Source organism: Paraglaciecola psychrophila 170 (assembly GCF_000347635.1).
GTDB classification, from domain to species: Bacteria; Pseudomonadota; Gammaproteobacteria; order Enterobacterales; family Alteromonadaceae; genus Paraglaciecola; species Paraglaciecola psychrophila.
Genome location: NC_020514.1, coordinates 1,893,616 through 1,919,097 on the forward strand (window position 1 = coordinate 1,893,616; position 25,482 = coordinate 1,919,097).

The window sequence follows — 25,482 nt, forward strand, 5'->3', positions numbered from 1 at the left end:
CGCTGATTAAGTGACGGTTGCAATCAAAAACGCAGCGAGAGACAGCTTAATCCACCGTCTAACTTTTGAAACTCGGACATCGGTAGCTCTATTGTTGGGTGACCAAGTTGTTGGATGGCATTTAGGGCATTGGGAAAGCCTTTGGGCACTAAGATGGTACCGTTTATCCATACACTATTGGCGGCATAACTTTCTTGTTTTGCTATTTCAATACGCTTGAATTGATTGAAAATAGGGTTGTGGTGCATTTCACCAAAGGTCAGTAAATTGTTGTTTTCTAAATAACTTACGCCTGTTTTTAAATGTAATAACTCTGACATTTCGACCATTGAACCCGTTAGGTCGTATTTTCCAAGTATATCGATAAGTTGCTCAACACCTTGAGCATTAGTTCGGGCCGATAAACCGATATAAAAATGATTTCCTACCATCATGATATCGCCAGCTTCAACAGTGCCGGGGAAATTGATGTGCTCGAAGCTAGGATAAGATTGTTCTACTGCTTTGACTATATGTGGTACTTCGCCACGGCGGCTTGGCGCACCTGGGTGGGTAAGAATGGCGCACTTTGAAGTCAACAAGGCTACGTCTTCAACAAAACACGAGTCAGGGTAACTTTCTAGCGGTGGCAGAATAGTCACCTGTAAACCACACTCTTTTAGTGCTGAAATATAGCCTTGATGTTGTTCGCATGCCAAGTCGTAGTCAGGTAAACCCATCTCCGCTTCAGTTAGGCCCTCTAACATTGCTTTACATGGTGTTCTAACTATTGCTTTACTAAACATAAATATCCTTAAAAATTATTGGTACAAAACCCAAGCACCGATGATGGCTAACAAAGAAAATAAAGTGGCAAGTAGCGCTATACATAATCTTGCATAACTGAGTTGCTCACCCCGCTTATGATCCTGTAACTGAAGCTTAATACTCGCTAGCCCAGTACCTAAATAAACGACTAATGCTGCAAAGGTGGCAAGAATAAGTAAGTTTTCAAAACTATTGATCAGTGATTCACTGGTATTAAAAAATAATAATATAATCGCTAAAACACAGGAAAAAAATATTGCTCTGGTAGGCGTTCCGTCAGCACTTTGCTGGCTAAAGTACGTGGGAAATATTTTGTCTCTTGCTCCCGCTAGCATCATAGTACCTGCAATCATGATACATACGTTTAAGGTGCCACCGATAGCAAATAAGGCACCGATGGTAATGATGATGGCGCCAGTATCCCCCATGATTAATTGGGCTGCATCGGTGAAAGGCGACGTAGAGTTTTGTAATTCTGCTAAAGACATAATCGACATAATTCCAAACATAGCTATCACATAAACAGTCAGCGCCGTTAACGTGCCTAAAATTGACGCGCGAGCTATGGTTTTTTCAGGATTAATGGTGTCTTCTGATGGCAGTGTGGCTGATTCAACCCCGATAAATCCCCACATAATCAATAAACATAATGCACCCACCATATGGAACAGAGAGCTGTCATCAGGGTTAATGGCTGGAATGTGCGTTACTTCGCCAAACATGATGCCGATAAAGCCCACTAATACTAACGGAATGATTTTTACGATGGTGGTAAAAAGTTGAACCGCACTGGCTTCGCGAACACCACGTACATTGATTACGGTAAAAAACAGAATAATAACGAAAGCAAAATAAGTGCTATACAGTGGCTCATCACTAAGCACCGGTAAGAATCTTTGACTGTAACCTGCAAACGATAGGGAAATAGCTGCTATTGAGGAGACTAAAGAAATCCAGTAGCCCCAACAAACAATTGCGGCAGGAATTGCACCAAAAGCTTCAGAAACGTAGAAGTATGGACCACCTAAACCAGGTTTGCGTGAAGATAAATAACTATAACTTAACGCTAAACAGAGGGCTCCAAAGCCGGTCACACCCCAGCCTATAAAGCTATAACTGCCATAAGGAGCAAGTAAAGCGGGTAAAGTGAAAATACCCGAACCTATCATCATGCCAGCTACAAGAGCCCAGGACCGCCATATACCTATCGACTTTGTCATGCTAATCAGTGCTGTAAAACTAGATGTGATAAAGATTAACCAATCTAACTTTAGATTAATAGCCGATACTTTGGTTGTTAGTTTATTATCTAAACGCTGTGTTTCATCATACGTTCTTTATCACGTGCCCAATCGCGGTCCTTAACAGCGTCTCGCTTATCATGTTCGTGTTTACCTTTGCCTAAGTAAACTTCAACTTTCACCCAGTTTTTCTTCCAATACATGGCGGTGGCAATAATTGAATAACCTTGGCGTTCAACGGAGCCTATTAACTTATCTAACTCTCGTTTTTTGAGCAACAGTTTACGCTTACGTGTAGGCTCACATACAACGTGACTCGACGCCTGATTTAGCGGTTGAATGGTTGAACCAATTAGAAAGGCTTCACCTTTGTCTATGGCGACGTAACTTTCCGAAATATTAACTTTACCAGAGCGAATGCTTTTCACTTCCCAACCTTGCAAGGACATACCACATTCGAGTTTGTCTTCAAGATTGTATTCGTGACGAGCTTTTTTATTAAGCGCGATGGTGTTATCTGTTGATTTTGACTTCTTTTTATTCATAAACTGTATTATAGAGATTGTATGAAGTGGTACAACAAAAAATCCAAACTATTCAAAAACTAATGGATCGACACACCCTAAATGACTTATGTTATTCGGTAATATTTAAAGCTTTACCAATTTTGGAGAATAAATGGCCAATGTATGTCGCAGCGCTTTAGTTGCCTTTAGCGCTGAATCCATGTTTGATTTAATTAATGATGTAGAGCTGTATCCAGAATTTATTCCAGGATGTGCTGAAACCAAGATATTGCAACAAGATAATGACAATATGAGAGCATCGCTGCTTATTTCAAAGGCAGGCGTTAAGCAATGGTTTACCACTCACAATACTTTAAAACGTGGCGAATTTATCCATATGAACTTGGTTGATGGCCCTTTTTCACGACTCACAGGTGGTTGGACAATTACGTCGCTCAGCGAGACAGGCTGTAAAATTGAGTTAAATTTGGATTTTGCATTTTCGAGTAAAATTATCGAAATGGCTTTTGGGCGGGTTTTTAACTCGATTGCTGCTAATATGGTGGTCGCTTTTACTGAGCGCGCAAAACAGGTTTACGGCTAAAGGCTAGAGGTTACTTAGAGCATATGACAGACCAACAAATATCCCTTGAGGTGGTATATGGGACTCCCGAAAAACAAGCGTTGCTCGAAGTGGTGGTTGAACAAGGTACAACGGTTGAACAAGCTATTTTGGCTTCGGGGATTGTGAAACGCTTTCCTGATATCAACCTTGAAATATTAAAAGTCGGCATTTGGAATCGCACTTGTAAATTGACCGACCTACCCAAAAAAGGCGACAGAATTGAAATCTATCGCCCCCTGATTGCCGATCCTAAAGAAGCCAGACGTCGGCGCGCTGAAAAGGCCATAGATGAAGGTCGTGCTAATAAAACTACTGGTGGAAGAGCAAAAGCCAAAATCCCAACGAATACATTAGAATCTAAGCCCTAATGCCTCGCAAATAAACTTTTGAAATGGTTGGGCGCGTCCAAAACGACTGGCCACCATCTTGCAAAAATCTGGTTGATACAAATCGCTTTCTTGTAACGGGCACAGAGCAATAAAATCTTTGCGCTTTATTTCTTCAATTAATGAATGGTCTTTGTCATAACCTTTTGGAGGCCTGATTAGCTTAGTGCCTCCAAGTTGGTAAAATTCGGTAAAGGGTTCATGTTCAATTGCATCTAAATAAGGACCCGGCTTGGTCACCATATGATCTCGAATAGCAGCCAATGAATCTCTATCCGGTTGCCAAGTGCCTACCCCTAAAAAAATCTCGCCAGCTGCAATATGTAAATAAAAACCTGGAGCGTGAACATCCTTGCCCACCTCATGACGAAACTGAATGCCTACATTGGTTTTGAAAGGTGATTTGTTTTTTGAGAATCTAACGTCTCGATAGATACGCATCAGCGAACCACCGACTTTTTTAGCACTAGCTTCATAGTGGGGTGAGATAAGTGGGATCCACTGTTCCATTTGTTCTATAAAAGCCAAGGCAGGTGTGCGAACGTCGTCTTCATATTGTTGTTTATGGTCATTGAACCATTCTCGGTCATTATTGACCTGTAGATTTTTTAAAAACGTCATTAATGATGGTTCAAAATGATTGAACATAAAACTTTTCCTTAGAGCTTAGATTTAATATTTCTTACGTTGTAAACCAGTTTGAGCTAATATTTTGGCTGAAATTTCTTCAATCGAAAACCGTGTGCTGTTCAGAAATGGAATTTTCTCTTTTCGGTATAAATTTTCTACTTCACGCAATTCCATGCGACATTGCTGCAACGATGCATACTTACTATTGGCCCGTCGCTCTGAGCGAATTTGGTGTAATCGGTCTGCTTGGATGGTCAGTCCAAATAATTTGTCTTTGAAGCGACGCAAGGGCGCAGGTAAACGTAAAATGTCACCCATATCATCTTCTGTAAAAGGGTAGTTTGCTGCTTTGATGCCATATTGCAGCGCCAGATAAAGACTTGTAGGGGTTTTACCCGACCGAGATACTCCCACTAAAATGATATCAGCCTCGTTATAATCTTTTAAGTTTGCTCCATCATCATTGGCTAACGCATAGTTCACGGCTTCAATGCGAATATCATAGGTTTTTTCGTGGATACTATGTGTTCGATGTTTTTCTGGCTTAGATGGTACACCTAATACTTTTTCTAGAGGCGCAACAAACTGATCCAAAAAGTTGTAGTTAATGCCCACTGACTTTGACACGATCTTACGGACTTCGATATTGACTATGGTGTAAAACACTAAAGGTCTCTGACCGTCATCTTGAAAACTTTCAGATATTTTTCGAACCACGTCTTTTGCTTGTTCCGATGTTTCGACAAAGGGAACAGTGATGTGTTTGAACTCAATCGTAAACAGGGAGAGCAATGCGTGGCCAAACACCTCTGCAGTTATGGCCGTTCCATCTGAAATATAATAGGCTGATCTCAAAACATTTCCTTAACATTGTTGTAATTTAATTACGAAAAACAATTAAATTTTACTTTCACGATAACAACACTCTAAAATCACCACAATAAATGTAAAGGCGTTATAAGAATATTGCTTTTTATACTGTTTTTAACAGTTTTATTAAGTCTATTTGCTTAAAATAACATGATATTTAAACAACCAAACAATCATTTGGAGAAAACGAGAATGCAAGAACACGTTTTGTGGTACCAACAACTGGGAATGGGAGATGTTGGAGTCGTTGGCGGCAAAAACGCGTCGTTGGGCGAGATGATTTCAAATTTGGCTAATGCAGGGGTGCAAGTGCCTGGAGGATTCGCAACCACTGCTCATGCATTTAATTTATTTCTCGAACAAAGTGGTTTAGAAGCGCGTATTCATGTGTTGTTGGACGACTTAGATGTTGAAAACATTGCAGCATTAGGTAAAGCCGGCGAAACCATTCGTAATTGGATTATCGACACTCCCTTTCTTCCAGAGTTGGAAAACGATATACGCACCGCATTTAAAACCTTACAAGGTGAGGCTGGTGATGAAGCTTCGTTTGCCGTTCGCTCTTCAGCAACAGCAGAAGACATGCCTGATGCTTCGTTTGCTGGTCAACAAGAAACCTTTTTAAATGTTAAAGGCTATGACTCAGTCATGGTTGCAATTAAACATGTATTCGCTTCACTGTTTAACGACAGAGCTATTTCTTATCGAGTACATCAAGGATACGACCATAAAGGCGTGGCCTTGTCTGCAGGTGTTCAACGTATGGTGCGCAGTGATTGCTCTGCTTCCGGTGTGATGTTCTCAATTGATACAGAGTCTGGTTTTGAAGATGTTGTCTTTATCACCTCATCTTATGGTTTGGGTGAAATGGTGGTACAAGGTGCTGTTAACCCTGACGAATTTTACGTTCACAAGCCGACCTTGGCAAAAGGCTTCCCAGCGGTAGTGCGAAGAAACCTTGGTAGTAAACTCACCAAGATGATTTATTCGGATGACCTAGAGCACGGTAAACAAGTTGAGATTGTGGATATTGATGCCACAGACAGTCGTAGATTCTCACTTACTGATGACGAAATAATGGAGTTAGCTAAACAAGCTGTCATTATTGAAAAACATTACAAACGGCCAATGGATATTGAATGGGCCAAAGATGGCATAGACGGTAAACTTTACATAGTACAGGCACGTCCAGAGACTGTGCGCAGCCGTGAAGATATTCAAGTCATTGAACGTTTTATGCTTAAAGGCAAAGCCAAAGTAGTGTGTGAAGGCCGAGCGATTGGCCACAAGATAGGTGCTGGTGTGGCAAAAGTACTCAGCGGCGTGGAAGAAATGGACAAGATCCAACCTGGAGATGTGTTGGTCACCGATATGACCGATCCTGACTGGGAACCTATCATGAAAAAAGCTTCTGCTATTGTGACTAACCGCGGCGGCCGAACATGTCATGCGGCTATTATTGCCAGAGAACTGGGTATCCCTGCGGTTGTAGGGTGTGGCAATGCTACCGCTTCAATTGAGAATGGTGACAAGATCACCGTCTCTTGTGCAGAAGGCGATACCGGATTTATCTACGGTGATGTACTGGACTTTGATGTAGTGACATCACGTATAGACTCAATGCCAGAAATCCCCCTTAAAGTAATGATGAATGTGGGTAACCCTGACAGAGCTTTCGATTTTGCGCGTTTACCTCACTCGGGCGTTGGTTTGGCGCGACTTGAGTTTATTATCAACCGCATGATTGGTGTTCATCCTAAAGCACTTCTCGATTTTGATAATCAACCACAAGAATTAAAAGAAGAAATCACAGACATAATAGCGGGCTATGCTTCGCCTGTTGAGTTTTACATCGAAAAATTGGTTGAAGGTATCTCGACTATTGCTGCGGCGTTTTCACCTGAAAAAGTCATCGTGCGTATGTCTGACTTTAAGTCCAACGAATACTTTAATCTTGTGGGTGGTTATCAATACGAACCTGATGAAGAGAACCCGATGCTAGGTTTTCGCGGTGCCAGTCGTTATATTTCAGAAGATTTTCGGGAATGTTTTGCTTTGGAATGTGAGGCGATAAAACGGGTTCGTAATAAAATGGACTTAACCAATGTTGAGATTATGATCCCCTTTATCCGTACCCTTGAAGAAGGTGCAAAAGTGATCGAGTTACTTGCAGAAGAAGGACTCGTGCAAGGCGAAAACGGCTTACGCGTTATTATGATGTGTGAGTTACCTTCGAATGCACTTTTGGCCGACCAATTCCTGGATATGTTTGATGGCTTTTCAATTGGCTCTAACGACTTGACTCAGTTAACGTTAGGTCTAGACCGAGATTCAGGCTTAATCGCACATTTGTTTGATGAACGTAACCCTGCGGTTAAGGCGCTATTATCGATGGCGATTCAAGCTGCTAAGAAGCGCGGTAAATACGTCGGAATTTGCGGCCAAGGCCCTTCTGATCATGAAGATTTGGCACAATGGCTGGTTGAGCAAGGCATTGATAGTGTCTCACTTAACCCAGATACAGTTGTCGAAACTTGGTTATATCTTGGTAAACAAGGTAAGTAAAAAAGCACTCTAGATTTTAAAAAGCCGCTTAAATTAACATTTAAGCGGCTTTTTAACAGCTTCTTAATATTTTTAAACCTTCAGTTTTCTATCTAAAATTAATTTATCTAATTTACGTGCCGACTTCGACATCACATTTTGGCAAGTGCGTAACCAATCTCTCGCTTTAGGTACATCATAACTGAGCATGACTAACCCTATTAATAAAATAAATATTGAACCAGGCAGAATAAAAAACACTATGCCAAATATGGCCAGTAGGCTGCCAAATGCAATACGTAATTTTTTCTTCATGTTTATCACCTTAAATATTTTAGGTTAAGTCCAAAAATTTAAGAATATATCGGTTCATTCATAACTAAAAATTTTCAGTTGTTACAAACTATTTATAGCATATGAAAAATCATTAGGGCTAATGTCAAAGTGATATAGAGCAGGGATGATCATTTTAGGTATAATTAGCGTTATATTTTATATATCAATTACTGAATGATCCCTATGCTGCCAGCGTTAGACCCTCAAGCTCTTATTGAAAGTAACTATCAGGATTTTTTGACCGATTTGGCCAAGTCGACTTTTTCTGGTGACATTGAATACAGTTATGCGAGTCGCTTAGCGGTATCTACAGATAATTCTATTTATCAGAAGCTACCTCAAGCCGTTGTTTTTCCGAAAAATATTGAGGATTTATCGCTGATTGGTAAAACTGCGAATTCTTATGAAGACGTAAAGTTTTCTGCTAGGAGGGGGGGGGACGGGCACGAATGGTCAATCACTGACCAGTGGTATTATTGTAGATGTGTCACGTCACATGAATCAAGTTTTAGAAGTGAATCCGGAGCAAAGCTGGGCAAGAGTGCAAGCAGGTGTGGTAAAAGATCAGTTAAATGATGTGTTAAAACCATTAGGATTCTTTTTTGCACCGGACTTGTCCACTAGTAGTAGGGCGACTATTGGGGGCATGATAAGTACAGACGCTTCAGGGCAGGGGTCTTTGGTGTACGGCAAGACCAGTGATCACATTTTAGGGCTAACATCTGTCATGGCTGATGGTACGGTTTTAAACACAGCACCAATGACGATGGATGATGCCAAAATACTCAGTCAGAAAGTGACTCCAATAGCGAAAATAACCCAACAGTTGCTCGACACGTGTTTGGGAAAACGGCAACAAATTTTAGAAAAGTTTCCTCGTTTAAATCGCTTCTTAACCGGCTATGATTTAGAAAACACGCTGAATGAAGATCTAACATCGTTAGATATAAGCCGTGTTATTACTGGCTCTGAAGGCTCACTGGTCTTTGTGGCAGAAGCAAAAGTAAACATCACACCTATCTCCAGGTTTAAGGCCTTGGTTAACGTAAAGTATGACTCGTTTGAATCGGCGTTAAGGCATGCACCTAGTATGGTGGCAGCTAACGCAACCTCGGTAGAAACGGTTGACAGTAACGTACTTAACTTGGCCAAACAGGACATTATTTGGCACTCAGTCGAAAGTCTGATTACCGAAGTTGCGGGTAAAACGGTACTTGGCCTAAATATGGTTGAATACAACAGTAATGATCAAGCGGATATCGAACAGAAAATTGCAACCTTAAGCGCCAGTTTAGAAGTCGCAGAAAACCTTGGTGTGATTGGTTATCAAATTACCTATGACAAAGCCGATATTCAGAAAATTTATGCGATGCGTAAAAAATCAGTGGGCTTGTTGGGCAAAACCAAAGGCTCAAAAAAGCCAATTGCATTTGTTGAGGACACCGCCGTACCCCCTGAAAATTTAGCTGATTTCATTATGGAGTTTCGTGCTTTATTAGACGGACATGGTTTGAAATATGGCATGTTTGGTCACGTGGATGCAGGTGTATTACATGTGCGTCCAGCATTGGACATGTGCGACCCTGAACAAGAGGCTATGGTACCAAAGATTTCAGAGCAAGTGGTGGCACTCGTGGCTAAATACGGTGGTTTGATGTGGGGTGAACATGGAAAAGGTTACCGCAGTGAGTATGGGCCGCAATTTTTTGGCAAAGAGTTATTTGCTGAACTAAGAAAAATAAAAACGGTGTTTGACCCTCATAATAAAATGAATCCTGGAAAAATCTGCACACCGATAGAGTCAACAGAATCTTTAGTGTCAGTATCAGATAAAAAACGTGGGGAGTTTGATAGACAAATCCCCATCGAAGTTAGGACATCCTTTGAGGCTGTCATGAGCTGTAACGGCAATGGTCTATGTTTTAATTACGATACGACTTCTCCGATGTGCCCCTCTTTTAAAATCACTGGTGATAGACGCCATAGCCCTAAAGGTAGGGCCGGCATGGTGCGTGAATGGCTGAGGCTATTGTCTAATCAAAACATTGATGTGATTGCGTTAGAACATAATATAGATCCTCCAAGTTGGTTTGAGCGCTTCAGGAATAGCACCGACAAAAGGGTCGATAATGACTTTTCTCACGAAGTGTTAGAGGTGATGGAAGGGTGTTTAGCTTGTAAAGCTTGCTCTAGCCAATGCCCTGTCAGTGTTGATGTGCCCGGATTCAGATCGCGCTTTTTAAGTATGTATTATCAACGTTACATGCGTCCAGCCAAAGACCACTTGGTTGGTAATATCGAAAAGATGGCGCCATTGATGGCTAAAGCGCCTGGGTTTATCAATTTTTTCTTACGCCAAGGCTGGGTGAATAGCGTTATACGTAAAACGATAGGTTATATCGATACACCTATTTTATCTCAGCCAACATTAAATCAAAGACTGAATGGTAATGCTGCTATGCATTTTGATTTAGATGGTTTGAAGCAGTTAAGTCCAGAGCAGTTAGCTAAAAAAGTCTGTATTGTGCAAGATCCCTTTACCAGTTTTTATGACGCACAAGTGGTGGAGTCATTGGTGACATTAATTACTAAACTAGGCTACGAAGCAGTGTTGTTACCCTTTATGCCAAACGGTAAACCTCAACACGTGAAAGGTTTTTTAAAGGAGTTTGCTAAAACGGCTAAAACGTCGGCTGATTTTTTGAATCAGTTAGATGACTTAGGTTTGCCGCTGATAGGTGTCGATCCGTCTATGGTGCTATGTTATCGCGATGAATATACCAAAGTGTTAGGTGCAGGCCGTGGTGAATTTAAAGTGCAACTGGTGCACGAGTGGTTGTTGCAATTTGAGCTACCTAAAGTCAGCCAAGACAAAACCCAGCAGTATGCTCTATTTGGTCACTGCAGCGAAAAAACGGCTCTGCCGACAAGTGAAAAGCAGTGGCAACAGATTTTCGCAAAAGCGGGATTAAATCTAGCTGCGGTATCGGTAGGGTGTTGTGGTATGGCAGGTACGTTTGGTCATGAAGCCAGTCATATAGAAGAATCTACAGGTATATATAACTTGAGCTGGAAGCAAGCGGTTAGTCAATTTCAGCCTGAACAGATAGTGGCTACTGGTTACTCATGCCGAAGTCAGGTAGCGAGGTTTGAGGAATTTAAACCTAAGCATCCTTTACAGATATTGGCCGAGTATTTATAAACTAGTATGAGATTCTGATAGACAATCCACAAAGGCAAAATTAGGTGAAACGTCAATACACCTAATTTTGTCCTAGTGGGTAAGTTCTACTCTTTCTAGAGTAAAATATTTGAGGTCACACAACATATTTTGTCGCGCTACACCTGCATCCATAAATACCCTTCCAACAGAGCGGAAACCTTGTTGTTGGTAATAGCTCACACCTTCTAACTCACATTGTACAATCACATCTTGTAGACCATGTTGTTTAGCAATTTCGAGTAATGCCTTAAAGAGTGAATGATACACTTCTGGGCACCTAAACTCAGGCTCAACTGCGATGCGTCCTATTTCTCCTTTGGGAGTAATACGACCTGTCGCTACTTCTTGATTGTGTTCGTTAACCACTAACACATGACGTGCAACGCTATCTTGGTGATCAAATTCGTATTCGGCAGGTATACGCCATTGGCATACAAATACTTTTTCTCTGATTCTTTTAAGTGTGTGTCGCTGATTTTCCCAATCGACGCTTTTTGCATAAAACGCCATATGGCAGCTCCCAGATTTAATCAGGATACCAATACCCTGTATTAACCATTGTAGTGACTAGTTGAGTGAAAAATATACTACTTTGGTCTAAGTTTGTATTTTCTAGATGAAAAATGGGCCGACTTAAAAAGTCTATGACTAAATCTTTGTCTTCTAATGGCACCGAATAGGGTTCGCCATACAGATAAAACGTAAAATCTTGAATATTAGTGAGTGGTTGCTCAACAAAAACGGCTTTAACCCCTGGACATCTTATAAACTGCTCGCCTGCTTTCAGTTTTTCTTCAATTTCTTGATGACTGAAATTTTGCATATCTTGTTCATCCAAGTCTTGCTTTTCACTTCCTTGACTTAAAAACTGAGCCGTCCAATTAGAAAACTGCTCAGTTTCTAATAACTGTTGCAGCATGTGTTTAAATCTTGAGACTTCTCGGTGTTTTATTTCACCGCTAAATTCACGATGCGCGATTTCTTCATCTGTATACCGCTGGGTAAATAAATTGTTATCTATAGCAAAATCAGCCAATGAAGACAGCATTTCTTGCTGAGATGGTGCGCGGAATCCTACTGAATAGTTTAAGCATTCTTCCAATGCAACTCCGTTATGGGGATGATTGGCGGGAATGTAGATAATGTCACCTGGCTCTAAAATTTGATCAATTATGGGTTCGAAGCCAGAAATTTGTGATAAGTCTTTATGCAGATTAACGGTGTCAAAATCCCCAGGTAAGCCAACTTGCCAGCGTCTTGAACCTTTGCCTTGAATGATAAATACATCGTATTGGTCGAGATGAGGGCCGACACCTGCATCTTTGTTTGAAAAGCTCACCATTAGGTCGTCCATGCGCCAATGCGGAATAAAATCGAAGGCTCGCATGAGTTCGTCGGCTTCAGGAATAAAGTGGTCAACAGACTGCACCAACAAACTCCACGCCCCCAAACAGTGTGTATTCACGTCTTCAAATGGCCCGTGACTGACTTGCCAGCCATTATCTGTGTGACTAACTATTCTTGAGTCAATAGAGGGCTCTTGGCTTAATCCAGCTAAGTCATGTTCATCAAGAGGATCAATAAAGTTGTCGAACCCCTGTTTGATCACTAAAGGTTTTTTTTGCCAATATTGGGCAAGGAATTTTTTTATATCAATGTTATTTTGCGAGTACATGTGTTCCCAATTTTATGTTTTCTGCTGACTAACCAATAGGTGTTTATCCATCCAAGACCTTTCGCCTGAATTGAGCCTCGTTTATCAAAGTAAAAGCAGTTTTTGGTGATGTTGTAAGTTGATTCAGTGACTTGAATTTTATGACACAAGCCGTGACTTTCCATACGTGATGCCAAGTTAACAGCCTCACCCCAAAGATCGTAGCTGAATTTACTTTTTCCAATGATACCAGCAATCACTTCACCGCAACCTATACCGATACGAAGACCGGTGTGTAAATTGTGTTTCTTACAAATATCTTTAAATGCATCCTGCATATCTAAAGCGCAAAGACAACATTGAACGGCATGGGAAGCACTAATAATAGGCAATCCTCCTGCCACCATATAGCCGTCACCATTGGTTTTGATTTTTTCCAAACCATACTTTTTGGTAATGCTATCAAATACACAAAATACTTCATTTAAAAGGTTAACAAGTTGTCTTGGAGAAAGGTCTTTGCATAAGGGAGTAAAGTCTTGAATGTCAGCAAATAGGATACTAGCTTGTTCAAAGTAGTCTGCTATTAAGTCGGGTGAGTTTTTTAAGCGTTGGGCGATACTGCTAGGTAAAATATTTAACAACAACCTTTCAGAGCGTTCTCGCTCTATGGAGAGCTTTTGCCAATTATGATTAATGATGCGTCGAATATGATATCCGCAGAGTAAACAGGATAGGGCAAATGAGATGCTGCAACTGACTTTTACTATCTGTTGATGGAAGCTAAGCGTGTTAACGGATGAATAATAAAACCAAAATTCGAAACCCACAAATAACAAAAAGAATGACAAGGTAATGATAAACATTAAGCCACTTTCAGTTTCCTTAAATAAAAATGGGCAGATAACCACCGCCAATAAAAAGAAATACTGAATATTTAAGTTTTCTTGGCGTATCAGACAAGATATCAAGATGTATGTGGCAAAAACTATGATCAAAAACAACTTGCTAATTAAATAAGCTTTAAACCGATTAAGTAGCGGTACAAGAGTTAATAAAGATGCGGATACTATGATGAGCAGTAATTCTTGATAACCAGATTGCGCTACAAAGTATAGAACGATTGGCACGTGCAGGCTGGAGACAGAAATACATAATAAAGCAATAATATTAGTTATACGGGTCGGGTTAAAATCTTCTGATGAAGCTTTATTTATGCCTGACCAAATCCACGTCTGTAAGGCCGCCTTAAACATTTTTAAATCCCTTTAAAAATTGGAGTGAATACCAAGTGTAGTTCACTCCAATAATATCGGGTAATAATTTGGGCTGGTGTTGGTTAAGCGTAGCGGCGCTCTTTTAGCTTTCTAACTGCTCTACAAACTCGATGGCTCTGCCAATATAATTAGCTGGCGTGAGTGTTTTTAGGTGTGCTTTGGCGTAATCAGGTAAAGCTAAGGTATCTATAAAATCGGCCATGATTTGTTGGTTGATTTTTTTGCCACGGGTTAACTCTTTAAGTTTTTCGTAAGGCTTTTCAATACCATAACGACGCATAACCGTTTGCACCGGCTCTGCTAACAATTCCCAATTGTTGTCTAGCTCGTTGCGTAAACTTTGTTCATTGACTTCTAACTTGCTAATGCCTTTTAGCGATGATTGATATGCAATGACAGAATAACCTACACCCACACCTAGATTTCTAAGTACGGTTGAATCAGTTAAATCTCGCTGCCATCTAGAAACCGGTAGTTTACTAGCGAGATGTCCAAACATGGCGTTGGCTAAGCCTAAATTACCTTCTGAGTTTTCAAAATCGATAGGATTGACTTTATGTGGCATGGTAGAGGAACCAATTTCGCCAGCAATGGTTTTTTGTTTAAAGTGACCCAGAGCGATATAGCCCCATACATCTCTATTAAAATCTAGCAAGATAGTGTTGAAGCGAGCAATGGCATCAAACAACTCTGCAATATAATCATGTGGTTCGATTTGAGTGGTATACGCATTCAACGTAATACCTAGGCTATTCACAAACTCTTCTGCAAAGGTATGCCAATCTAATTCAGGGTAAGCGCTAAGGTGAGCGTTGTAGTTACCTACAGCGCCATTTATTTTACCTAATATTTGTACCTTTGCAATTTGATCACGCTGACGTTGCAAACGGATCATCACATTGGCCATCTCTTTACCCATAGTGGTAGGCGAAGCTGGTTGTCCATGGGTACGCGCCATCATAGGCACTGATTTCAGCTCTATGGCTAAACGTTTAAGCTCTGAAATCAACTTATCGCAATAAGGCAAAATCACTTCATTTCGGGCTTCAATTAACATTAACGCGTGAGACAGATTGTTGATGTCTTCTGATGTGCAAGCAAAGTGAATAAACTCGTTCACAGCCTGAAGCTCGGGAGTGTCGGCTACTTTTTCTTTTAAAAAGTATTCTACCGCTTTCACATCGTGATTAGTGGTCCGCTCAATATCTTTAATACGCTGAGCATCTTCTTCAGAAAAGTGACTAACAATATTGTCTAAAAATGTATTGGCTTGTGAACTTAGCGCAGGGACCTCTTGGATGTCTGCGGTTGCGGCTAATTTTTGTAGCCACCGCACCTCAACAATCACACGGTATTTTAGTAAACCAAACTCGCTGAATATGGGTCTTAACTCAGCTGTTTTACTCCCATAACGACCGTCTACTGGGGAGACAGCAGATAGTGCAGATAGTGCAGGTAAGCTCATGAAATACTCCTAATTTGGTGTGCTAATGTTGTTTAAAGTCTGTTGTGCGCTATCTAAAATTTGTTTGCGGCTAAACAATATGTGTCGGCGTTTGCCTCCCAGTTGTCGCCATAAAACAGCTGCACGCAAGCCGGCTAATAATATAGCTCGCACTCGATGCTGGTTGTCAGGGCGTTTCAATATTTCAGGATCGCCTGCTACTTGGATTTTTCTGGCTACGGGGCTCACCACATCAGTATAAATACTGGCTAAATTACTCAACATTTGGCTATCAGTTATTTCTAAATGAAGTTGCTGCCTTTGAATATTGGAAATACGTTCACCTAGCGCGGCCATCGTTTTTTTGCTTGAACTGAGTTTACGCTCTATAGATAACAGATTGGCGATATAGCGGGTGACTTCAACATCTTTATTAGTGGATTGGTTACTAAGCTGAGCCAGTATGGTTTGATAACCCAGAGCCAAGTGATTGACATCACCAAATACTTGTTCAGTATTATCGGAAGTTGTAATAGCGATGCTATTTAGCGATGTGACTAAAGCCTGGCTATCAAATTGATTACGACGGGCTACTTCTTTCACTAACGCTGCCGCTTGACATAAGCCAGCTAAGGCGATGTTACTTTCATCAAATCGATGGTAATTATTAGTACTCATTAACGGATATAATTCTCAATTATGCCACCACCCAAACAAATCTCGTTTTGGTAAAAAACAGCTGATTGTCCTGGGGTAACGGCTTTTTGTGGTTCATCAAATTCAACCAATAGAGTACCATCAATATTGGGCGTAATTTGGCATGGAATATCTTGTTGGCGATAACGGGTTTTCACCGAACATCTGATTGCTTGTTGCGGGCCCTTGCGATCAACCCAGTGTAATTGATTCGCTAACAACCCCCTTGAGTATAGGCGAGGGTGATTGGCACCTTGGCCTACAATCAACACATTACGCTCGATATCTTTATCTACAACATACCAAGGCTCTTCGCCATACTCTTTCATACCACCAATTAGCAGACCTTTGCGCTGGCCTAATGTGTGGTACATCAATCCCTCGTGTTTGCCAATAATTTTACCTTCAGCCGTTTCAATCTCACCTGGCTGTGCAGGTAAATATTGTGCCAAAAAGTCTTTGAATTTACGTTCACCTATAAAACAAATACCGGTGCTGTCTTTTTTATCATGAGTGACTAAATCTTGTTCTAAGGCTATTTCTCGTACCTTTGGCTTTTCTAAATGCCCAATGGGGAAAAGCGTCTGAGCTATATGCTGTTCACCTAAAGTGTATAAAAAATAGCTTTGATCTTTGTTGTCATCCAAACCGCGCAACATCTGCCAGTTGCTAGTCTTGTCTGAGCGCTGCACATAATGGCCTGTAGCAATATAGTCTGCGCTTAACTCCTCTGCTGCGAATTCAAGAAAGGCTTTAAATTTGATTTCTTTATTACACATGATGTCTGGATTCGGGGTACGGCCTGCTTTGTACTCTTCTAAAAAGTACTCAAACACGTTATCCCAATACTCAGCTGCAAAGTTAATGGTGTGCAGCGTTATACCCAACTTATCTGATACTGCTTGAGCATCTTTTAAATCTTCAGCAGCAGCGCAATATTCATCATTGTCGTCTTCTTCCCAATTCTTCATAAACAGGCCTTCCACTTGATAGCCTTGCTGTTTGAGAAGATAAGCTGAGACAGATGAATCGACCCCTCCAGACATACCTACTACCACTTTTATTTGGCTGTTATCTCGAGTATCATCGCTGCTTTGGGAAGTTGTTGTCATAGATTTCGAATATAAGCTAGAGGCTGAAAAATAGACTTGAAGTTTATCAGTTCTTTAGAGGGAAATCATTAGCTTAATCATTGGATTTGAGTATATGAAAGTCTTTGATTGAAGGTTTGTTGGTTGATGTTTTATCTGTGATGAAAATAGAGCATACACTGCGCTTACCGCCATCCCGCGCGACGGGCGGGATGGATTTTTCAAACTAAATCCCTTTTGCCCGAAATGCCTTTTCCTATTGCAGCAAAAAATGTCGCTCGATAGCGGGCCTTGAGTCGATAGTAAATTAAAAGTTTCAGCTCCATCGGCATCAGCTTCGGTGACACCGTTACGGCTTTTAAGCCTGCAGTTTCTGGTTATTAGAATAATTAACGTATGTGTTTTGTTAATTCCATAATACAAAGAAAGCCTTAGGTTATACCTCACTTTATTTATAAATGTGTTCGGTACATTCTGTTCTAAGGGCAGTTTGTCCCAGTAGGATACAGCTGACGTGGTTGATTTAGAGCATCGTTTATATTTTGTTTGCTAAAGGTGGGGCTGAGATTTTCGAAACTATAAAAATCGTCTCTTATGAAGTTGTATTCTTTACCATTAAATGTCTTATGATTTTTCTTTGCATGTATAATCTTGTGATGTTTAAACATCGCTACTTTGCTTTTCTTGTGCAGCTTCGCAGCTATGAACATTGAGGAAAAACTACTGCTAATTTTTAAATTAACTCATCAATAATAACTTTAAGTAAAAACGTTTCTCGTTCAATCGACAATCCTTTTTTGTCGCTATTTTTTATGGTGTTTTCATTGTGTTTAATTGCGTCATGAATGTTCAACCACACGGGGCGCATGCCGTTATGCATTTCATAATCTTCCAGTTGAGTCTTACCTAATTCATCATGAACGCTGCAAGTAAAGCAATATGAATTCATGTGTATGGTATTAAAGTTATTTTTATACCAGGGGCGAAACTCTTCATAACGCCCAAAAGGTACGATATCAGCTATTCCTTTAGCTCCAGTTTCTTCTGTGAGTTCTCGAATGAGTCCTTTGATAATATCTTCTCCCTCATCCACACCACCACCGGGCAGGGTGTAATCGTGGTAGCGTTCGGTATAAAGCATCAAAATGTTTTCACCATTTAAAACAATAGCGCGCGCTGCTTGACGGCTAAATATAAAAGAACTGTTGGGATCTGCATCAGGATGAATGGCAGTTTTTAGTAGGCGCATATTATTACTGGTTGAGTTGAAAGCGCGGCAGTCTAACGAATCAAAGAGCTGTTGTATTGGAAAATATCGATGATGTAGAACAACAACAATCGGGTAGTTAACCGGTAAAAAAAGGGCAAAAAAAAGACCTGATAAAAATACAGGCTTAAAAAGAAGAACACACATAAAAACTAATATACTCAGAGGGAGAGAATCAACATAAGTTCAATTTGTTGTTAATTATTTTCCAAAATTTTTTTCTCAATATAGATAGAGCGTTAGTGTTAGCAGCAAAATCAAACGTTCTGAACCCGCAAGTCTAAACGTGCGTGTATTGTTAGTTATTGGTAAATACCATTGTTTTTATAAAGTTCACTTCAAGATTTCCTTAACATGGGTGGCTTCGTCATTACTTTTGCCTTTCAGCGAAGTTTGCTTGTCTCATCATTGATAAGAACTGAGGTAACGTCTATTCTGCGGCGCGTTCAAGAAAAGGGGGGATTATGCATTTTACAACAAATTCATTAGTATTCTTTTTATGTGTTAGCGCCTCTCTGTGCGCAATTGCAAAGAAAAGTGTAGAGACTAATTTACTGGCAGTAGCCAATGACAATCGCCTACTTCAATATTATGAAAACGGTGAGAGCAAAGGTCCTTCGATTGAGATCCTTCAAGCCATTTTAAAAGAAGCTCAACTCGATGCTAAAGTTGAGTTTATGCCTTGGATACGTGCTTTTACCACCGCCAGCAATAATCCTAATACATTGATTTTAAGTATGATAAGAACGCCTGAACGGGATGATAATTTTCATTGGCTTATAAAGTTAAGTAATTTATCGAGAGTATTTATTTCTTTAACAAGCAAGCCAGAAAATCATGTAAATAATATGCATCAAGCGAAGCAAAAATTGATCGCTATAGTTTTAGGTTCTGCAGGTTACAAGGAGTAAACCTCACATGGCTTTTCAGAACAAGAAAACCTATATTTCGTCTCTGATTCGGAACTAATGGTTAATTTATTAGAAAATGGTCGAGTTGACTTAGTATATGACGATCCTGTTAATGTGCAAAATATCTTAAATGAGCGAGGAAGTTCAGACGTCGCTATTACCTATAAAGAAATAGCACCAGAAAACGAACGCATTAGCTATATAGCAATTAACAAAGCAACAGACATAACAATAGTTAAGCGTTTACAGCAAGCCGCTCGCAAGTTTGAAAAACCGCTGAATACGCACAACTCCTTATTAAATGAGACGTTTGAGGATGTACTTTCAACAACCATAAACAATTGCATGGACTCCACGTTGGACGTAAGGAATGCCCCACATAACAATGTGAACTGATAACCCACTCACGAATTGCATCGAATTATCATGACTCCAATCCTAATTAAGGAGGTACTGTTAATACGTATAACAGACAAAAAAAAGCCTGATAAAAATCAGGCTAAAAAATGAGAACACACTTAAAAACTGCATATTCAGAGGGGCAGTAACAATATAAGTTCAATTTGTTGTAAATTATTTTTTAATGAGTGTTAAGCAACCTCAGAAAAAACGTTTAAATTAAACAGTGAAATCAAACGCTCTGAAAATCATCAAGTCATCTTCCTAGCTTGTATTAAGCTATGCTACTGGTTTGTTAAAATGGGTGTCTCAATAGGGGGTTCTTAACTATCCTAGGTGTTTCACTATCCTGGTGCAACGCCCTCAGCTACCCGATTACTTAGCGTCCTCATTTTCAACATCCCATCCAGGAAATACGAGAACTGCAGGATGACATTTCAAAACCCTTGCTAGAGATTCAGCTCGTTCAATTCCGAGATTAACACGGTCATTTTCGATTGCAGAAATGGTGGGTTGAGGGATATTGGCAAGCCTAGCTAGCTCATTTTGACTGAGCTCTTGAAATTCTCGTATAATCCGAACAGACTCTCCGCTCGATACAGAAATACGTTTTTGGCTTTTTAAAATTTTTCACTACGACCTCCTTCGATAGTCATGGGGAGTTACTTCAAGCACCTAAACAATCATTTCCCCATTTTCTACAGAGTAAATGACACTATATTGTTGATTTAGACGTGAAAAACTAAATTCCTTCCGATTTCCTGAAAGAGCTTCATCGTTAAAACCACGAATCAACTTCAGACCAGAAGGACCAGATAACTCAACAATATCCTTCCATTTTTCATATCGCTTATGGATTTCAACTGGAGTCTTCGAAAGCTGTTTATCTAATTTTTTATGTTCAAATATCGTCCACATACGTAAAAGTATATATATCATTTATAGTATGCCAAATTCTAAGCCGGTATAAGTATTTAAAGATTATTAATTTTTGGGGCTCAATTAGTAGAGGCAAACCAGACCTTTCTTGGCTGTGTGACAACCTTAAGCGCAGAACACATGGATGTTTTGACGGGGCTTTAATTCTTTTTAGAAGTTATTGGGACATGGGGAGGGTAGACTTTGTCACTCTTTTTTTAATGAACGATTTCTATCCCTAATATTACAAAGACAGCCATTGTAACAAACCTTAGTTATTTAATCTCTTAGTCGCCGAAGCCGATGCTTTTGATTTACCCTCGACTCAAGGCTCGCCGGTTATTTTTTTGAATTCAGTAGGGCAATTAGCAAGGATGCTAACTGAGTTTGTTTAGGGCGGCTTCCGCTTGCCGGGAGCAAGTGCAAACGACCTGCTTAATTCACAAAATAACCGGATGAAGAGCGTTGCCCTCGAGTAGCTTTTTTCTGGTTACTCTTTTTTAGCTGCTGTAAAAAAGTAACTGGCTCGAAAGGATTCGAGTCAAAACTGGCAAGCGAACGCCGCGCAGGACGCCAGTATGCGTCAGCGCATGCTTTTGATTGTTTTAGGTTCACATACAAATGTGAGAACCTAAAACAATCAAATCTCCAAATACTCGCTATTCCCCAACGCTATAACAAATCAACCGCTAAGTAGTAAACCCAACATGCGCCGTCACACGTCTAACTTGCCTATTCCTCCTCTCTGAAATTGTAAGAGATAACCAACTAATAGTCTTGTTTTACCTAAAATGCACTGGCGGGTTTCTATCCCATATTTCAGGCTCATTTTAGATACCTTAAAGTTATCATATTTGAAGATCTCATCGAGCTCTTCAAAAACAATTGTTAACACACTTTTCTCATTTCGGTGATATGCATAAATTCAATAAAGGAGCGTTCACATGACACAAATAATTAAGAATATAGTTGACGACGCATTGTCTCTTTCAACAAATAAAAGAGTTGAGCGGGTGGAAAAGCTTTTAGAAAGCCTAGATGCGCCAAACAGTGGAATAAACAATATTTGGGCAAAAGAAGCAGAAGATCGTGTAAGAGCTTATGAAAACAACGAAGTTAGCTCTAAATCAATTTCTGAAGTACTAAAAAGTACAAATAAATGGACGTTGAATTTTTAGACATCGCTGAATATGAATTAGATGATACTTTTAAATACTATAAAAAAATACATACGGGATTAGGACATAGATTTGTAGATGAACTAGAAAAATCAATAACACGAATGGTTTTAACTCCTCGTGTTTGGCAAGCATCTAGCGTTTCACTCACCGATGCTTATTCAGCAGATTTTCTTATTCCATCATTTATTAAATCAGAACTGACGTCATACTGATTATAGCGGTCGCTTGTCATCATAAAAAACCAAATTATTGGATTAAAAGAGTTGGAATTTGATAAAAGTTAATCGATAACCCACTCAAACCTCCAAATAGTCCCCATTCCTAATCCCATCAATACTCCAATCACCTACGCTGTAACGAATTAACCTTAAAGTAGGAAAACCAACATGTGCTGTCATTCGTCTAACCTGCCGATTTCTTCCCTCAGAAATCGTAATAGATAACCAACTAGTCGGCTTATTTTGCCTAAAGCGCACCGGCGGGTTTCTATCCCATAAGTACGGCTCGTCGATTAACTTCACCTTGGCGGGTAATGTCATGCCGTCTTTTAAGTTAACCCCTTGGCATAGTTGCTGTATATCTTGCTGCTGAGGAATACCCTCTACCTGAACCCAATAGGTTTTAGCAGTTTTATGTTTAGGTGAGGCGAGTTTGTTTTGTAGCTTGCCGTCATTAGTTAACACTAACAACCCTTCGCTGTCTTTGTCTAAACGCCCAGCGGCGTAAACCTCAGGTATGGGAATAAAATCTTTTAGAGTTTGTCTACCTGCTTGGTCGGTAAACTGGGTTAGGACATCAAAAGGTTTGTTGAATAATATAATACGTGTTTTTGTATCAGAAAAAATTGTAGGTTTAGCTTTGGATCTTTTAGATTGTAAGTAAGTTTGATTTGACATTTTTAACTACTATTGACTTCTGAGTGAGACCAAAAATTGATTAATTGGTAAACATTATTGAGTGAAAGTGTGATTTACAGCAGAAATTTTGCAAGCAAAACTTGTACTTAATTGATCAGACCATATATCATTTACAGACTACTCGGCTAGGATCTGTTTAGAATAGATCAAAATAGACATTTTTTAATTTCGGTACAAAACACCAACCCATAAGTCATAAAGTTGTGATCTTGCGAGTTTTAAAACTCGACAATTATGGGTTGTAAGTGCTTTGCCATTAACATGAGGCTTATAATGACGATTTCCAAGTCAAAGATTATCTACACTAAAACGGACGAAGCGCCCGCACTTGCTACTTATTCACTGCTTCCCATTATTCGCAACTTTACTTCAAGTGCAGGGATTGAAGTTGAATTAACTGATATTTCATTAGCAGCACGTATCTTGTCAGTATTCGGTGATCTTCTTTCAGCAGACCAACAAGTGCCAGATGCTTTAGCTGAATTAGGTGCTTTGACTCAAGAAGCATCAACTAACATTATTAAACTGCCTAACGTGAGTGCCTCTATACCTCAGCTGAGAGTAGCCATTAAAGAATTACAAGGTAACGGCTTTGCTTTACCTGAGTTTCCTGAAGACCCGCAAACAGATGCAGAAAAAGATATTTTAGCTCGTTACGAGAAAGTACTCGGTAGTGCTGTAAACCCAGTTCTACGTGAAGGCAATTCCGATCGTCGTGCACCTGTTGCAGTTAAAAATTATGCTAAGCGCAACCCACATTCAATGGGAGTTTGGAGTCAAGCTTCTCAAACTCACGTAGCACATATGCGTAAAGGTGACTTTTACTCTGGCGAAAAGTCGGTCACTGTGACTAAAGCAGGCTATGTCAATATCGAATTCACTGATAAGTCTGGGAATGTCACCGTACTTAAACCTGAAGTAGAGTTACTAGCGGGTGAAGTGATTGACGGCATGTTCATGAGCAAAAAAGCGTTATGTGAATTCTTTGAAGAACAAATTGAAGACGCTAGGCAAACTGGGGTTTTATTTTCGTTGCACGTAAAAGCGACCATGATGAAAGTATCTCATCCAATCGTTTTTGGTCACTGTGTAAAAGTATTTTATAAAGATTTGTTTGATAAATACCAAACTTTGTTTGATGAATTAGGCGTTAACCCAAACAACGGTTTAGGCAGCGTGTACGACAAAATATCCACTTTGCCACAGTCGCAAAGATCTGAAATCGAGCATGATATTAATGCTTGTTATGCTGATCGTCCTCCTATTGCTATGGTTAATTCAGATAAAGGTATTTCGAATTTACATGTACCTAGTGACGTGATAGTTGATGCATCTATGCCAGCGATGATCAGAAGTTCGGGTAAAATGTGGGGGCCAGATGGGAAATTACACGATACTAAAGCGGTGATACCTGAAAGTACTTATGCCACAATTTATCAAGAAACAATTAACTTCTGTAAAACTCATGGTGCATTTGATCCGACTACAATGGGGACTGTGCCGAACGTTGGTTTAATGGCGCAAAAAGCCGAAGAGTATGGCTCGCACGATAAAACATTTGAGATGACCGGTGACGGTAAAGTTCAGATAGTCGACCAAGATGGTACTGTTCTAATCGAGCACACTGTTGAAGAAGGTGATATCTGGAGAATGTGTCAGGCCAAAGACGCACCCATTCGTGATTGGGTTAAGTTGGCTGTTAATCGTGCTCGTCAATCGGGTATGCCAACCGTTTTCTGGTTAGATGACGAAAGAGCTCACGATGCACAAATGATTCTAAAAGTGACTGAATATCTTAAAGAGCACGATATCAAAGGCTTAGATATATCTATTATGTCTCCTGTTCGCGCCATGCGTTTCACAATGGAACGTACGATACGTGGCCTAGATACCATTTCGGTAACGGGCAACGTGCTACGGGATTACTTAACTGATTTGTTTCCTATTCTAGAGTTGGGTACCAGCGCTAAAATGCTGTCTATTGTACCTCTTATGGCGGGTGGTGGTTTGTTCGAAACGGGAGCCGGTGGTTCTGCACCCAAGCATGTTCAGCAATTTGTTGAAGAAGGTCATTTGCGGTGGGATTCACTTGGTGAGTTTCTAGCCTTAGCGGTATCGCTTGAGGATTTAGCTATCAAAACTGATAACAGCAAAGCAAAAGTTTTGGCCATAGCCTTAGATGATGCGACAGAAAAACTGCTGACCGAAGGTAAATCACCACTTCGCAAAGCGGGTCAACTGGATAACCGAGGTAGTCATTTTTATTTAGCTATGTATTGGGCAGAAGCATTGGTTAATCAGACTGATGACTTGGAGTTGGTTGCGAAATTTAAACCTTTATTCGAATCTTTGTCAGCCAACGAAAGCAAAATTATGGCAGAAATTGATGCGACTCAAGGTAAGGCCGTTGATATTGGTGGTTACTATTACCCAAATGATGCCTTATTGACTCAAGCAATGTGCCCAAGTGCTGTATTGAATGATATTTTAGCAGCTAGTTAATAGATGCTTTCAGTATAAGGCTGGTTATTTCAGCACAAACAAAAAAGCAGACGTTGA

The 25,482-nt window shown here is 40.1% G+C and carries 24 protein-coding genes and 2 pseudogenes; 9 read left to right on the forward strand and 17 right to left on the reverse strand.

Going from position 1 to position 25,482, the window contains the following annotated elements:
• Positions 1-23 precede the first annotated feature (23 nt).
• The 3 genes from C427_RS08160 to smpB all read right to left on the reverse strand — a co-directional run bounded on the left by C427_RS08160 (position 24) and on the right by smpB (position 2,593).
• The gene (locus C427_RS08160) at positions 24-785 is read right to left on the reverse strand and encodes a dimethylarginine dimethylaminohydrolase family protein (RefSeq protein WP_007643597.1); all 762 of its coding nucleotides are present in this window, start codon (positions 783-785) and stop codon (positions 24-26) included.
• Between the two features lie 15 nt (positions 786-800).
• On the reverse strand, positions 801-2,027 hold the full coding sequence (locus C427_RS08165; protein WP_081589098.1) for an APC family permease: 1,227 nt from the start codon (positions 2,025-2,027) through the stop codon (positions 801-803).
• 89 nt (positions 2,028-2,116) lie between these two features.
• Positions 2,117-2,593 carry an SsrA-binding protein SmpB gene (gene smpB / locus C427_RS08170; RefSeq protein ID WP_007643593.1) on the reverse strand — a complete coding sequence of 159 codons (477 nt, stop codon included), beginning with the start codon at positions 2,591-2,593 and terminating at the stop codon, positions 2,117-2,119.
• A gap of 133 nt (positions 2,594-2,726) precedes the next feature.
• Here smpB and C427_RS08175 point away from each other — a divergent pair, with 133 nt between their 5' ends.
• Together C427_RS08175 and C427_RS08180 are read left to right on the forward strand one after the other, a co-directional pair.
• Complete coding sequence (locus C427_RS08175; protein ID WP_007643591.1) at positions 2,727-3,158, forward strand: type II toxin-antitoxin system RatA family toxin; 432 nt, start codon at positions 2,727-2,729, stop codon at positions 3,156-3,158.
• 23 nt (positions 3,159-3,181) lie between these two features.
• Positions 3,182-3,547, forward strand: coding sequence for an RnfH family protein (locus C427_RS08180; RefSeq protein ID WP_007643589.1), 366 nt, complete (start codon positions 3,182-3,184; stop codon positions 3,545-3,547).
• Here the strand turns inward: C427_RS08180 and C427_RS08185 are convergent.
• Positions 3,530-4,213, reverse strand: a complete 684-nt coding sequence (locus tag C427_RS08185) for a DUF2461 domain-containing protein (protein ID WP_007643587.1) — start codon at positions 4,211-4,213, stop codon at positions 3,530-3,532. The two genes, C427_RS08180 and C427_RS08185, sit on opposite strands and share 18 nt — an antisense overlap.
• A 24-nt stretch (positions 4,214-4,237) precedes the next feature.
• Positions 4,238-5,050 (reverse strand): posphoenolpyruvate synthetase regulatory kinase/phosphorylase PpsR, encoded by an 813-nt coding sequence (ppsR, locus tag C427_RS08190; RefSeq protein ID WP_007643585.1) that lies wholly within the window; start codon positions 5,048-5,050, stop codon positions 4,238-4,240.
• Positions 5,051-5,257: 207 nt separating this feature from the next.
• On the opposite strand from ppsR, the gene ppsA reads away from it, so the two are divergent.
• Positions 5,258-7,630 (forward strand): phosphoenolpyruvate synthase, encoded by a 2,373-nt coding sequence (gene ppsA / locus C427_RS08195; protein ID WP_007643578.1) that lies wholly within the window; start codon positions 5,258-5,260, stop codon positions 7,628-7,630.
• 72 nt (positions 7,631-7,702) lie between these two features.
• Here ppsA and C427_RS08200 read toward each other — a convergent pair whose 3' ends face one another.
• Entirely contained in the window at positions 7,703-7,924 is a 222-nt protein-coding gene (locus C427_RS08200; RefSeq protein WP_007643576.1) for a hypothetical protein, read from the reverse strand.
• Positions 7,925-8,128: 204 nt separating this feature from the next.
• On the opposite strand from C427_RS08200, the pseudogene ydiJ reads away from it, so the two are divergent.
• Positions 8,129-11,147 (forward strand): annotated as a pseudogene (gene ydiJ, locus C427_RS08205) (D-2-hydroxyglutarate dehydrogenase YdiJ).
• Positions 11,148-11,219: 72 nt separating this feature from the next.
• Here the strand turns inward: ydiJ and C427_RS08210 are convergent.
• The 7 genes from C427_RS08210 to C427_RS08245 all read right to left on the reverse strand — a co-directional run bounded on the left by C427_RS08210 (position 11,220) and on the right by C427_RS08245 (position 18,579).
• Positions 11,220-11,678, reverse strand: coding sequence for a GNAT family N-acetyltransferase (locus C427_RS08210; protein WP_007643573.1), 459 nt, complete (start codon positions 11,676-11,678; stop codon positions 11,220-11,222).
• Between the two features lie 16 nt (positions 11,679-11,694).
• Positions 11,695-12,843, reverse strand: a complete 1,149-nt coding sequence (locus C427_RS08215; RefSeq protein WP_007643569.1) for a cupin domain-containing protein — start codon at positions 12,841-12,843, stop codon at positions 11,695-11,697.
• Positions 12,816-14,078, reverse strand: a complete 1,263-nt coding sequence (locus C427_RS08220; RefSeq protein WP_007643568.1) for an adenylate/guanylate cyclase domain-containing protein — start codon at positions 14,076-14,078, stop codon at positions 12,816-12,818. Before C427_RS08220 ends, C427_RS08215 begins: the two co-directional genes overlap by 28 nt.
• Before the next feature lie 103 nt (positions 14,079-14,181).
• Positions 14,182-15,564: an adenylosuccinate lyase gene (gene purB / locus C427_RS08225; RefSeq protein WP_007643567.1), complete on the reverse strand. Its 1,383-nt coding sequence runs from the start codon at positions 15,562-15,564 to the stop codon at positions 14,182-14,184.
• A gap of 9 nt (positions 15,565-15,573) precedes the next feature.
• Entirely contained in the window at positions 15,574-16,221 is a 648-nt protein-coding gene (gene hflD / locus C427_RS08230; RefSeq protein WP_007643566.1) for a high frequency lysogenization protein HflD, read from the reverse strand.
• Positions 16,221-17,351 carry a tRNA 2-thiouridine(34) synthase MnmA gene (mnmA, locus tag C427_RS08235; protein ID WP_007643565.1) on the reverse strand — a complete coding sequence of 377 codons (1,131 nt, stop codon included), beginning with the start codon at positions 17,349-17,351 and terminating at the stop codon, positions 16,221-16,223. The genes hflD and mnmA overlap by 1 nt, the downstream gene beginning before the upstream one ends.
• Before the next feature lie 712 nt (positions 17,352-18,063).
• A complete protein-coding gene (locus tag C427_RS08245) occupies positions 18,064-18,579 on the reverse strand; it encodes an NUDIX hydrolase (RefSeq protein ID WP_007643564.1) in 516 nt (171 codons plus the stop codon).
• Between the two features lie 482 nt (positions 18,580-19,061).
• Here C427_RS08245 and C427_RS08250 point away from each other — a divergent pair, with 482 nt between their 5' ends.
• Together C427_RS08250 and C427_RS08255 are read left to right on the forward strand one after the other, a co-directional pair.
• Positions 19,062-19,508 (forward strand): transporter substrate-binding domain-containing protein, encoded by a 447-nt coding sequence (locus tag C427_RS08250; protein WP_007643563.1) that lies wholly within the window; start codon positions 19,062-19,064, stop codon positions 19,506-19,508.
• Positions 19,509-19,565: 57 nt separating this feature from the next.
• Positions 19,566-19,904 (forward strand): hypothetical protein, encoded by a 339-nt coding sequence (locus C427_RS08255; protein WP_007643562.1) that lies wholly within the window; start codon positions 19,566-19,568, stop codon positions 19,902-19,904.
• Positions 19,905-20,282: 378 nt separating this feature from the next.
• On the opposite strand, the gene C427_RS24745 is transcribed toward C427_RS08255, so the two are convergent.
• From C427_RS24745 to C427_RS27300, 3 genes and pseudogenes are all read right to left on the reverse strand, one after another.
• Positions 20,283-20,534, reverse strand: coding sequence for a helix-turn-helix transcriptional regulator (locus tag C427_RS24745; protein WP_081589099.1), 252 nt, complete (start codon positions 20,532-20,534; stop codon positions 20,283-20,285).
• A gap of 48 nt (positions 20,535-20,582) precedes the next feature.
• On the reverse strand, positions 20,583-20,846 hold the full coding sequence (locus C427_RS08260) for a hypothetical protein (protein WP_007643561.1): 264 nt from the start codon (positions 20,844-20,846) through the stop codon (positions 20,583-20,585).
• Positions 20,847-21,517: 671 nt separating this feature from the next.
• Positions 21,518-21,652 (reverse strand): annotated as a pseudogene (locus C427_RS27300) (pseudouridine synthase); the annotation flags it as partial.
• A gap of 117 nt (positions 21,653-21,769) precedes the next feature.
• Between C427_RS27300 and C427_RS08270 the strand changes: the two are divergent.
• Positions 21,770-22,003, forward strand: a complete 234-nt coding sequence (locus C427_RS08270) for an addiction module protein (protein ID WP_007643559.1) — start codon at positions 21,770-21,772, stop codon at positions 22,001-22,003.
• Positions 21,985-22,218 carry a hypothetical protein gene (locus tag C427_RS08275; protein WP_007643558.1) on the forward strand — a complete coding sequence of 78 codons (234 nt, stop codon included), beginning with the start codon at positions 21,985-21,987 and terminating at the stop codon, positions 22,216-22,218. The genes C427_RS08270 and C427_RS08275 overlap by 19 nt, the downstream gene beginning before the upstream one ends.
• Positions 22,219-22,302: 84 nt before the next feature.
• Here C427_RS08275 and C427_RS08280 read toward each other — a convergent pair whose 3' ends face one another.
• A complete protein-coding gene (locus C427_RS08280) occupies positions 22,303-22,902 on the reverse strand; it encodes a pseudouridine synthase (protein ID WP_007643557.1) in 600 nt (199 codons plus the stop codon).
• 294 nt (positions 22,903-23,196) lie between these two features.
• Here C427_RS08280 and C427_RS08285 point away from each other — a divergent pair, with 294 nt between their 5' ends.
• Positions 23,197-25,425, forward strand: coding sequence for an NADP-dependent isocitrate dehydrogenase (locus tag C427_RS08285; RefSeq protein WP_007643553.1), 2,229 nt, complete (start codon positions 23,197-23,199; stop codon positions 25,423-25,425).
• The last annotated feature ends 57 nt before the right edge of the window (positions 25,426-25,482 follow it).

Bases quoted from the DNA above. Each gene is read 5' to 3' on its own strand.
- C427_RS08200 (WP_007643576.1), bottom strand. From the start codon at position 7,924: ATGAAGAAAAAATTACGTATTGCATTTGGCAGCCTACTGGCCATATTT.
- C427_RS08285 (WP_007643553.1), top strand. From the start codon at position 23,197: ATGACGATTTCCAAGTCAAAGATTATCTACACTAAAACGGACGAAGCG.
- C427_RS08180 (WP_007643589.1), top strand. From the start codon at position 3,182: ATGACAGACCAACAAATATCCCTTGAGGTGGTATATGGGACTCCCGAA.
- C427_RS08160 (WP_007643597.1), bottom strand. From the start codon at position 785: ATGTTTAGTAAAGCAATAGTTAGAACACCATGTAAAGCAATGTTAGAG.
- ppsA (WP_007643578.1), top strand. From the start codon at position 5,258: ATGCAAGAACACGTTTTGTGGTACCAACAACTGGGAATGGGAGATGTT.
- C427_RS08250 (WP_007643563.1), top strand. From the start codon at position 19,062: ATGCATTTTACAACAAATTCATTAGTATTCTTTTTATGTGTTAGCGCC.
- C427_RS08270 (WP_007643559.1), top strand. From the start codon at position 21,770: ATGACACAAATAATTAAGAATATAGTTGACGACGCATTGTCTCTTTCA.
- mnmA (WP_007643565.1), bottom strand. From the start codon at position 17,351: ATGACAACAACTTCCCAAAGCAGCGATGATACTCGAGATAACAGCCAA.
- C427_RS08165 (WP_081589098.1), bottom strand. From the start codon at position 2,027: ATGACAAAGTCGATAGGTATATGGCGGTCCTGGGCTCTTGTAGCTGGC.
- smpB (WP_007643593.1), bottom strand. From the start codon at position 2,593: ATGAATAAAAAGAAGTCAAAATCAACAGATAACACCATCGCGCTTAAT.
- C427_RS08255 (WP_007643562.1), top strand. From the start codon at position 19,566: ATGGTTAATTTATTAGAAAATGGTCGAGTTGACTTAGTATATGACGAT.
- C427_RS08245 (WP_007643564.1), bottom strand. From the start codon at position 18,579: ATGCGCCTACTAAAAACTGCCATTCATCCTGATGCAGATCCCAACAGT.
- C427_RS08185 (WP_007643587.1), bottom strand. From the start codon at position 4,213: ATGTTCAATCATTTTGAACCATCATTAATGACGTTTTTAAAAAATCTA.
- C427_RS08175 (WP_007643591.1), top strand. From the start codon at position 2,727: ATGGCCAATGTATGTCGCAGCGCTTTAGTTGCCTTTAGCGCTGAATCC.
- C427_RS08260 (WP_007643561.1), bottom strand. From the start codon at position 20,846: ATGATATATATACTTTTACGTATGTGGACGATATTTGAACATAAAAAA.
- C427_RS08220 (WP_007643568.1), bottom strand. From the start codon at position 14,078: ATGTTTAAGGCGGCCTTACAGACGTGGATTTGGTCAGGCATAAATAAA.
- C427_RS08210 (WP_007643573.1), bottom strand. From the start codon at position 11,678: ATGGCGTTTTATGCAAAAAGCGTCGATTGGGAAAATCAGCGACACACA.
- hflD (WP_007643566.1), bottom strand. From the start codon at position 16,221: ATGAGTACTAATAATTACCATCGATTTGATGAAAGTAACATCGCCTTA.
- purB (WP_007643567.1), bottom strand. From the start codon at position 15,564: ATGAGCTTACCTGCACTATCTGCACTATCTGCTGTCTCCCCAGTAGAC.
- C427_RS08275 (WP_007643558.1), top strand. From the start codon at position 21,985: ATGGACGTTGAATTTTTAGACATCGCTGAATATGAATTAGATGATACT.
- C427_RS08280 (WP_007643557.1), bottom strand. From the start codon at position 22,902: ATGTCAAATCAAACTTACTTACAATCTAAAAGATCCAAAGCTAAACCT.
- C427_RS08215 (WP_007643569.1), bottom strand. From the start codon at position 12,843: ATGTACTCGCAAAATAACATTGATATAAAAAAATTCCTTGCCCAATAT.